The organism is Neisseria sp. P0014.S009 (genome assembly GCF_051958155.1).
Classification (GTDB): Bacteria; Pseudomonadota; Gammaproteobacteria; order Burkholderiales; family Neisseriaceae; genus Neisseria; species Neisseria flavescens_C.
In genome coordinates, this window is the sequence record NZ_JBQCVS010000011.1 from 1 (window position 1) to 6,252 (window position 6,252).

Below are 6,252 nucleotides of genomic sequence, written 5' to 3' on the forward strand. Positions count from 1 at the left end.
GTGAGTGCGCAAAGCCATCTGAAGGCGATGTGTTTGAACCTTTTGAAAGCCGCCAACAGACTAAGTGCGCCTGTTGCCGCCTAAAAGGCGGCCCGGATGCCTGATTATCGGGTATCCGGGGAGGATTAGGGGGTATTTGGGTAGAGTTAGGGAGTGATTTGGGGCGAAAACAGCCGAAAACCTGTTTTGGGCTTCGGCTGTTGAGGAAAGGGCTATTTTGCAAAGGTCTCAATAAGGGATTTGCTGAGAAAAGACTGGGAAATATAAATAAAAAAAGGCCGTCTGAAACATTTCGGATGGCCTTTTGTGTAAGTAATTGTACAACTAGGAGAAACAGGGATTAATAGATTAAAATACTAGCATTATAAATTTAACATAATATAAATTATGCGAACTAATAGACAGCAAAAAAGCTGAAATGCTGCCTTGTGTTCAAAAACAATCAATATATACGGTATAGGCCTATTTTTAACACATTTTTACAAAGGTCATCCTATGCCTATTACAACTCTTGGAATCGTGGGAACCAAAGGTGGAACAGGAAAAACAACTGTTACTGCAAATATCGGCGGTATGCTTGCCGATATGGGGTTTCGTGTATTAATGATTGATGCCGACCCTCAGGCTTCCTTAAGCAAATATTATCCACTTCATTACACCGCACCAAACGGTATCGTCGAGCTTTTGTTAGGTGAAAACTCTGAAGATATCATTACATCGACTATCTCAAATACGGTTTATCCGAACCTTGACATCGTCTTATCCAATAATTTGTCGGATGATGTACGCATCAATGTCCAAGGCCGTATCGACCGTGCCGTTTTGCTGCGTTCAAAACTGGTACATCCCTATATTCAATCCAACTACGACATCGTTATTATCGATACCCAAGGTGCCGTCGGTCCGGTACAGGATGCGGTCGTCTATGCTTCGACCATGCTGATCAGCCCGATTAACCCAAGTGCACTGAGCACGCGGGAATTCTTAAAAGGAACATTGGGTTTGCTGGATCGATTAAGTCTCGGCTCTGCGATTAATTTGGATGTTCCGCCGCTGCGTGCTTTGATTTATGCGCAAGACCGGTCACGCAATGCCCGACTGATTGCAGATGAAATCAAAGACGAATTCAATACTTCCATTGACGGTAAAAACCAGCTGTTGAATACCGTTATTCCTTATGCAAAAGCATATTTGGAGGCTTCTACTTTCCGGATTCCGGTACATGTCCACGAACGCGAACATGCCGGTAAATCCGAGTCCGCCCTGTCAGTTATGACTTCTCTTGTCTATGAGCTGTTTCCGCCAATCCGCGACAAACAGCTGAAAGGTACTTTCTTCAATAATATGGCTGATTTGTATCCTGAACAGCCTGTTGAAGCTGATACTGAAAACAAAGGGGAATGATGATGACTGCCAATCAAAACCAACCTGTGAAACCGGTCAAAAGACTGACTGAAGGGCTGGTTAGTTCCAGCCTGCTCGTCTCCAATCCATCGCAAACCAGTATGGATTTGGCTAAAACACCGTCTAACAATATTCCCGGCATGTTTTTAAATATTGCCGTCGGCGATATCGATTTCTTCGATAAAAATCCGCGCCGCCAACATGATGAGGAATTGTATGCCCAGATTAAGGCATCTATCCGCGCATCCGGTGTCCAGCATCCTGTCCATATTACGCGCAGACCTAATGAAAGCCGTTATATTTTGGCTCAGGGCGGTAATACGCGCCTTAAAATCGTCAAAGAACTCTATGCGGAAACCGGAGATTCGCGCTTTGCGAGCATTCCTTGCATCTATATCGAATACACCAATGATGAAGACATCCAGATTGCCCATCTGATTGAGAACGAACAGCGCGCCGACATGGTGTTCTGGGATAAGGCCTGCGCTTATGCGGACATCCGCGATATGCTGCAGGCCAAATCGGCGGATAAACTGGGATTGCGTAAATTGATTGAGGGGTTCGATTCAAAAGGTTTGGCCGTCTCATTAAGGCCATTATCGCTGTATTTCTTCGCTGCAGACAATTTGTGCGTCCTCGGCAAATTCTGCAATGCTCTCTCTTTGTCAAAAACCGAAGTATTACGCAAACAATACAATGACTTGCTGGAGCAGCTGCCTGACGTTTCAGAACCTGAACCGACGTTTGCCCTCTTCTGGGAAAATACTCTGGAGACATGGTGCGCCGAGCATACTGAAGAGGCGGAACTTGATGTTCCGGCTCTTCAGGAATACCTGCAACAGCAGTTTGAAACTGCATACGACATCGAATCTGGAGCAGAAAAAAATAGTGCGCCAGCACGGCCGACCGAGCGGGCGGCATTACATAATGATGATACTGGTTCAGCATCTGCAGTCAAACAGCAGTCAACCGGTGAGCATCCTACCGACGATGAGATTCAGAGCGACAGCGTGACTCGGGCTGCGGTCAATCCGCAGTCCGGGGCAATTACCCCAGAGTCCGAGGAAAACGAATTTACGAATACGTCCCCTGCTCTTCAGCAAGCCGTATTCCCTTCTTTAACTGTTGAGACTCAAGACGGCCGTCAGGCATTACAGAAATTGCATGAAACCGTAATTAAGCTGGCAAATGCAGCGAATATCCGTGATTTTCTGGTATTTGACGACAAAATGCCCTATGGCTACATGATGGATCTGCCTGATTTCTCAAAGCCGGAATGGATCGGATTGCAGCTGATAGACGGCAGTTTGAATGCACGTCACCCAAGTGCCGCAGTTATCTTCGGATATTTGTGGCAAACAAGTGGCCAAGAGGAACTGTTCCAGTCTCCTCATATGCTGCAGAAATACAATCCATTCCTGTCCAACGAGCGCAAATACCCTGTTTTGGCCGAAGCATACCGTAATCCTGAACTCTACAGCCAAATTACCGAACATGCTTTGGGTGGGGATAAATACTTTCAGAACCTCAATCTGAATGTCTACTACCTGATGACCATGGATGAGGAACTTGGTCCGTTGTTGTTTGATTATCTGCAAGCAGTGATTTACGTCAACCATTCAGATGCGCTTCAGTGGCCGCTGTTTAGAGTGATGTAAGGGAGGTAGCGATGTTTGCCGAAAAAAGAGGTACTAAAAGCCATGGCCGGTTCCGCCCTCACACTCCGGTTGCTGATACTTACCGGCTCCATTTGAACGGAAAGAATCCCCTGCTGTACAGCCAAATTATCAATATCCTGGCATCCGGCCTGCCTGATAAACAGGAGCGAATCAAAAACTCGGTCATGTTGTGCAAATATGCGGAAGTTTTTGAATATCTGCGCAAGCTGACACCCGAGCAGGTTGGAACGATTGCGGAAAGGCTGGGCGGCGTACTGGAGGTTCGAGTTGATTTAAATACCCTGCAGGAAATCATGTGGATCGAACGTGAACAGAATGCGAAGCGGAACAATCAATTGGAACAATGCGAGTGGATGATTGCCCATGGGGCGAGCAATATCATGATTCTGAATATGTGCGCCATGCTGACTTCGGCCGACATCAAAAAAATGCGGCTGGAAATGGAGCAGCCGGTTGTGTGCGGCCGCCGTAAAACATTGGAATTAGAAGAGCAGCTGACGGTAGCGGCCTATTGGTCGGATTTATGCCGCCAGGAAAAAGATACTTTTGTGCGCTATCAGAAATTATGCCGGGAATTTCCCGACTACGCGCTGTCACAAATGAATACCGCTATTTCGGAGTATGCAAAATGAGCAAAACTCTCAGCCTTTTCGAATATCCGGAACTGGCGGCTGTCGGCCAAATCGAAACAGCCAATTCGGTTTTAGGTTCACTTATGGAAGAGCCTATCCTGTATGTACCCGCTTACAGTAAATTGGCGGGAGATACCTATGCCGGTTATTTCCTGTCTTGGTTTTTGCGGAATTGTCCTTACGGCCAGTCGATCAAAATAAGAGATGAGGACATGCTGGAAGCTTTGGGGCTGACTGTTTCCCGATGGCATTCGGTACGCCGTCTGCTGAAACAGCTTAAATTCCTGAATTTGGCACGTTCAGACGGCCATACGGTATACAGCCTGAACGAATCAGACTTCTCTGAAGCATTGCGCGAACAGGATAACCGGCACCAAGGAGACCGTGCTTATGGCGAAATGCCGTCGGTACCGCTAGACCGTTTGTGTACGGCAGCAATGCTGCGTTCAGGTCTTAAAATTAACGATGTACTGTTTTATTTTGCAGTACAGGCACAACAACGGTATCTGACACCGGACAAACGCGGTGAATACAGCGAGTGGATCCCCTATAACGAAGAACAGGCTAACGCACTGGCTATGCTGTCTCATGAGGATCAGCAACGATCGATGAAGGCCTTAGACAAAGCCGGTCTGATAGAAAGCGGTCGGCATCCTTTATTCAATATCACTGTATTCCGCCTGAATTATCAGGCCATGGCCAATCTGTCATGGCAGTATCTACATGGTGCGGGAAATGGAGGGATATGATGAACGATATGCTTCCTCCCAAAGAGTTCAACCAAGCGTTATCCACTTGTTGGCGGCGTTTGCAATCAGGCCGCCGAATTGTGGTTCACCGCAGCCTGATTGAGATTACCGGCAACCTCAAAACCGCTACCTACCTGTCACAGCTGCTGTATTGGCTGCGTGTCGGCATTAATGTCGAGATTCGTAACGGCTGGATTTTTAAATCCATTGCCGAAACAGAAGAAGAAACCGGTTTGACCAAACGCGAACAGGGATTGTGCAAAGACAAGCTGGCCGAACTGAACCTGATAGAAACTGCCCGGATCGGCCAAGGCGCAAGATTGGCTGTGCGCGTTAATATGGATGCACTGTCCAACGCCATTTGCGACCATTTCGGATTAGACAGCATTACCCAATTGACCATCGAAGAATGGCGCAAACAGGAGTTGGGTTTTATCCGAGACTATTTCAGTGATTCGATTGTATATCACTTGGACTTGGTATGGCTGACAGGCGATATCCACGCCGCCGTGATTCTTTCGAACGCCCTTCATCAGAGTGCACGAAGAGCCACGCTGCACAATCCCTTCGTGCAACAGCGGCTGTATTATTCCGCAACCATTAAAGAATGGGAAGACGCCACCATGCTCGGATATAAACCGCAGCAGAGAACGCGGATTATGCTGAAAAATGCGGGATTGCTGATCGAAAAGCACTATGAGCAAAGTGCGCGTATCTTCAGCCATATCGACGGCGTTAAGCTGATGGCCATGCTGGATAAAAAAATCAGTCTTGCCCAAAAGCCCGAAATGCGGCTTTTCGTATTGAAGAAGCAGTCTCAGATATCCGGAAGTGACATTTTGGAAAACTCTGAAGATACCGAATACGTACAAGCTGGAAGCGGCCAAGATTTGAGAAGTAACAAATTGGCAAACTCAGAAGTCACAAAAGGAGAAAGTCAGAAGTTTAGAAGTTACAAAAGGAGAAAGTCAGAAGTAACAAATTGGCGAAATATATATAGAGATAATTACAAACATCATCCTTTGGATGATATTACAACTACAACACCAACGGATACGGCAAATTCGGCAGATTCAGATGTGGTGGTTGTGAATGATTCTGTTATCTCCAGTACGAAGGACGACAGCAGGCGTTTTGACGGATTGGTTTACCCAAGCCTGCTGTCAAAAATGACTGAAAACTGCCGGAAAGTATTCACACGGTACTATCCCGACGGCGGTCAGGAACAGTACCAGGAGATTCTGGATGAAATTGCAGGACAGACCAAACCTGTCAGCAGCCCTTTGGGATTGTTGACTCATCTGTGTAAACAAGCTGCAGCTACAGATGGGCTGATTTGCAATTTTGCTCCGATAGTTAAGAAACAACGCGAAGAAAGCCTGAAACTTAGAGCTGCTATGGCTGTTCAAAACGAAAAAACAGAGGGAGTACCTAGCCAAAATTCAAAGGAGGCAATCAAAAACGGCCTGAATAAATTGCTTAAACAGATCTGCAAAAAGAATCCTACACGGTAATTTCCGGTGTAAACGGTGGTTCTATGCCATCGTTTACGGGGGGAACAGATTGTGTAATTAGATTCAATACCCTAAAAGGCTTTTAAGGGTAAGGGGGGAATAACTGTATCCCCCGGATACACCCTGAAAACACAATGGGGACTGTATCCCCCGGATACACCCGAAAACACAATGGGGACTGTATCCCCCGGATACACCCGAAAACACAATGGGGACTGTATCCCCCGGATACACCCTGAAAACACAATGGGGACTGTATCCCCCGGATACACCC

Annotated in this window: 5 protein-coding genes; all 5 read left to right on the plus strand. The window is 46.7% G+C overall.

Going from position 1 to position 6,252, the window contains the following annotated elements; translation table 11 throughout:
- Nucleotides 1-495: 495 nt before the first annotated feature.
- The 5 genes from ACTHS4_RS08550 to ACTHS4_RS08570 are packed head-to-tail and all read left to right on the plus strand — an operon-like array spanning nucleotide 496 to nucleotide 5,978.
- Nucleotides 496-1,404, plus strand: coding sequence for a ParA family protein (locus tag ACTHS4_RS08550; RefSeq protein WP_107697244.1), 909 nt, complete (start codon nucleotides 496-498; stop codon nucleotides 1,402-1,404).
- Entirely contained in the window at nucleotides 1,401-3,062 is a 1,662-nt protein-coding gene (locus tag ACTHS4_RS08555; RefSeq protein WP_107697245.1) for a ParB N-terminal domain-containing protein, read from the plus strand. Before ACTHS4_RS08550 ends, ACTHS4_RS08555 begins: the two co-directional genes overlap by 4 nt.
- A gap of 11 nt (nucleotides 3,063-3,073) precedes the next feature.
- Complete coding sequence (locus tag ACTHS4_RS08560) at nucleotides 3,074-3,715, plus strand: hypothetical protein (RefSeq protein WP_107697246.1); 642 nt, start codon at nucleotides 3,074-3,076, stop codon at nucleotides 3,713-3,715.
- Nucleotides 3,712-4,464: a hypothetical protein gene (locus ACTHS4_RS08565; RefSeq protein WP_440365724.1), complete on the plus strand. Its 753-nt coding sequence runs from the start codon at nucleotides 3,712-3,714 to the stop codon at nucleotides 4,462-4,464. Before ACTHS4_RS08560 ends, ACTHS4_RS08565 begins: the two co-directional genes overlap by 4 nt.
- Nucleotides 4,461-5,978: a hypothetical protein gene (locus tag ACTHS4_RS08570; protein ID WP_440365725.1), complete on the plus strand. Its 1,518-nt coding sequence runs from the start codon at nucleotides 4,461-4,463 to the stop codon at nucleotides 5,976-5,978. The genes ACTHS4_RS08565 and ACTHS4_RS08570 overlap by 4 nt, the downstream gene beginning before the upstream one ends.
- Nucleotides 5,979-6,252 lie beyond the last annotated feature (274 nt).